This window comes from Rhodoferax sp., from assembly GCF_023701345.1.
Classification (GTDB): domain Bacteria; phylum Pseudomonadota; class Gammaproteobacteria; order Burkholderiales; family Burkholderiaceae_C; genus Rhodoferax.
Map to the genome: position 1 here is coordinate 1 of NZ_JAMPXE010000211.1, position 3,337 is coordinate 3,337.

3 protein-coding genes and 1 pseudogene are annotated in these 3,337 nt (G+C 61.5%); 1 reads left to right on the forward strand and 3 read right to left on the reverse strand.

Going from position 1 to position 3,337, the window contains the following annotated elements; translation table 11 throughout:
* Both NDI87_RS17160 and NDI87_RS17165 read right to left on the reverse strand, forming a co-directional pair.
* A partial coding sequence (locus NDI87_RS17160; RefSeq protein ID WP_296276803.1) for an FAD-binding protein occupies positions 1-1,148 on the reverse strand: 1,148 nt, incomplete at its 3' end.
* A 109-nt stretch (positions 1,149-1,257) separates the two neighbouring features.
* Complete coding sequence (locus NDI87_RS17165; protein ID WP_296276804.1) at positions 1,258-2,145, reverse strand: LysR substrate-binding domain-containing protein; 888 nt, start codon at positions 2,143-2,145, stop codon at positions 1,258-1,260.
* A 53-nt stretch (positions 2,146-2,198) separates the two neighbouring features.
* On the opposite strand from NDI87_RS17165, the gene asd reads away from it, so the two are divergent.
* Positions 2,199-3,044, forward strand: coding sequence for an archaetidylserine decarboxylase (gene asd, locus NDI87_RS17170; RefSeq protein ID WP_296276805.1), 846 nt, complete (start codon positions 2,199-2,201; stop codon positions 3,042-3,044).
* Between the two features lie 121 nt (positions 3,045-3,165).
* Here asd and NDI87_RS17175 read toward each other — a convergent pair.
* A pseudogene (locus NDI87_RS17175) lies at positions 3,166-3,303 on the reverse strand (pirin-like C-terminal cupin domain-containing protein); the annotation flags it as partial.
* Positions 3,304-3,337 lie beyond the last annotated feature (34 nt).

Sequence of the window (3,337 nt, forward strand, 5' to 3'; positions counted from 1 at the left end):
GCACAGCGCAACTGGTACTTTTTTTCCATCTGCTGAATGGCCAGCAAAATGTCGGCCACGCGCTTGCGCGGAATCGTGCTGTCCATGCACATGTAGTCGGGGCTGATACGGCCGCTGGCGGGAAACGCGTTTTTGCGTCCGCTCCAGAACTTCAGGCGCTCCTGTTCGTTCTGGCTGATCGCAACTTTGGTGGCACCGGCGGCCAGCAGCACGTCACTCATGCGGCCAATTTCTTCTTCGACTTCTTCCGGGGTGCCGTCACTCTCGCACAGCAAAATCGCCTCGGCGCTCAGGTCGTAGCCGGCGTGCACGTAGTCTTCTACTGCCGCCGTCATGGGCTTGTCCATCATCTCAAGGCCGGCCGGGATGATGCCGGCGGCAATCACTGCTGCGACGGCTTCACCGGCTTTGCGGATGTCATCGAAGCTGGCCATGATGCAGCGTGCCAGCATCGGTTTTGGGATAAGTTTGACGGTCACTTCAAGCACCACCGCCAGCATGCCTTCCGAGCCAATCACCACGCTCATCAGGTCGTAGCCGGGCGCGTCCAGCGCGTCCGAGCCGAATTCAACCGGCTCGCCTTCCATGCTGAAACCTTTGATCTTGACGATGTTGTGCAAGGTCAGGCCATATTTGAGGCAGTGCACGCCACCCGAATTCTCGGCCACGTTGCCGCCTATGGTGCAGGCAATCTGGCTGCTGGGGTCCGGTGCGTAATACAGTCCCAGCGGTGCCGCCGCCTCGCTGATGGCCAGGTTGCGCACACCGCATTGCACCACTGCCGTGCGCGACACCGGGTCAAGTTTCAGGATTTTGTTGAACTTGGCCATCGACAGGGTCACACCCAGGGCGTTCGGCATGGCGCCGCCCGACAGGCCGGTGCCGGCGCCGCGCGCGACCACCGGAACATTCAGGGCGTGGCAGGTTTTGAGCACCGCGGCCACCTGGGCTTCATTCTCTGGCAGCGCCACCACCAGCGGGCGCTGACGGTAGGCGGTCAAACCGTCGCACTCGTACGGCGTCGTGTCCTCGCTGTTCCAGAGCAGGGCGTGGGCAGGCAAATGGGCAGACAGCCCTTGTACGACCTGCGCCTGACGCTCTGTTCTTTGCAGGGCTGAAAATTCTTGGGGCATCGCAGAGGCGTTCATCTGAATCCTTGTAGTAACCGGTTTTGCTGAATCGGGTTGCAGAGCCACGACTTTAATGCTTGCCGCAGGCATCGCCGTTGAGCATTTTTATAAACCTTGTTGAAATTCCTCAAGCCAGGCTTTGTTGCAGCCAATCAGAAAATGCGACACATTCCCAGCGCTCCATCATGCCGGTGCGCCAGCACAGGTAGTGGGCATGTGGGCTGGGCACATTGCTGGCAAAGACCTCGCTGGTGCCCAGGCGGACCAGCGAGCCGTTTTCCAGCCAGGGTTGGGCCAGCTTGAGTCGAATCAGCGCGATGCCCATGCCGGCAGCCGCACCATCGCACATCAGACCGACATCGTTGAACTGTGAGCCCTCGGTGGGTTCGGGCCAGTCCAGCCCGCGGGCGGCAAACCAGGTACGCCAGGGCTCCAGCGGGCTGCGCAACAATTCCTCGCCCTCCAGGTCTTGCGCCACCTCAAATGGGCCGTGTTCGCGCACAAAGGCAGGTGAAGCCAGGGGCGTGACCTCGTCCTTGAGCAGGCAAAAATACTCGACATCGGCGTAGCGGCCGGTGCCAAAACGGATCATCAGGTCGGCGTCTTCGGCGACCACGTCCAGCAGCGGAATGGAGATTTGCAGGGTGAGGTCAATCTCGGGGTAGGCCTCGGTGAACTGGCGCAGCCGCGGAATCAGAATGGCGCGCGCAAAGGTCGGCGTGACCGCCAGGCGCAGCTTGCGCTTGCCCGGCAGCGCCGCCGAACTGGGAAACTTCTGCAACATGGTCAGACCGTCGCGCACATGCGCGAGGTACGTCACGCCCTCGACGGTGAGCGAAAAATCGGCCCGGCCAAACAGCTTGGTGCCAATGATTTGCTCAAGCTGCTTGACGCGGTGGCTTACCGCACTGGGCGTGACGCACAGTTCTTCTGCCGTTTGCGTGACGCTGCGCAGACGCGCCAGCGCTTCAAATGTCAGCAGGCATTGAATGGGGGGGATGCGGACAATGGCCATGCCATGATTGTGGCAGCGGATGATTTGAATGCACTGCGTAGAATCCCTGCCCTATGACCGACCGCACCGCCGTACTATTCCAATACCTGATCCCCAAGCAAGTCATCACCTTGCTGGCCGGGCGCATTGCCCGTGCCCGGGGCGGCAGGCTCACCACCCGATTGATTGCCTGGTTTGTCCAGCGTTACCACGTCAACATGCAGGAGGCGGCGAACCCGGATATCGCCAGCTACACCTCCTTCAACGACTTCTTCACCCGCGCCCTCAAAGACGGTGCCAGGCCCCTGGCGCAAGCCGAGCTGATTTGCCCGGTGGACGGCGCCATCAGCCAGTTTGGCCGCATCGAAGGCCAGCAGATTTTCCAGGCCAAAGGGCACCACTACAGCAGCACCGCGCTGGTCGGCGGTGATGCCGCATTGGCCGCGCAGTTTGACAACGGCCACTTTGCCACGCTGTACCTGAGCCCGCGCGACTACCACCGCATCCATATGCCGTGCGCCGGGCGTTTGTTGCGCATGATCTATGTGCCGGGCGATCTGTTTTCGGTCAACCCCGCCACCGCGCGCGGCGTACCCGGCCTGTTCGCCCGCAATGAGCGCTTGGTCTGCGTGTTTGAGGGCGCTCATAGGCCGTTTGTGCTGGTGCTGGTGGGCGCCACCATTGTGGGCAGTATGGCCACCACCTGGCATGGTGGGGTCAATGCCCCGCGTCCGGGTTGTTTGAGTGAATGGCGCTATGACCGCGAGCGCATCACGTTCCAGCAGGGCGACGAGATGGGCCGCTTCTTGCTGGGCTCCACGGTGGTCATGTTGTTCCCGCAGGGGCCATTGCAGTTCAACCCGGCCTGGCAGCCGGGCGGCGCGATCCGGCTGGGTGAAATGATGGCGCAAGGCCTTTGACAAGCCGGGCCGACAGGGCTGCCATCCCCTGCGTTTCCTGCCAATCGCCCTTGGTTGGATTGGGCCGATAAATTCGCAGGTGTGCCTCTATCGTCATGACGACATCCTTTGCAAAAGCTGTTTAAGCGGTTTCCCCGAGGCGGCCATCGCGGAAATCGCTCAGCGCCTGGTAAATCTCATCCTGCGAGTTCATCACAAAAGGGCCGTACTGAACAATGGGCTCCTTCAGAGGCTGGCCCGAGATCAGCGGCACCCTGGCGGGTTCAGGCGTTCTTCAAAAAGCGGGTTCAGGC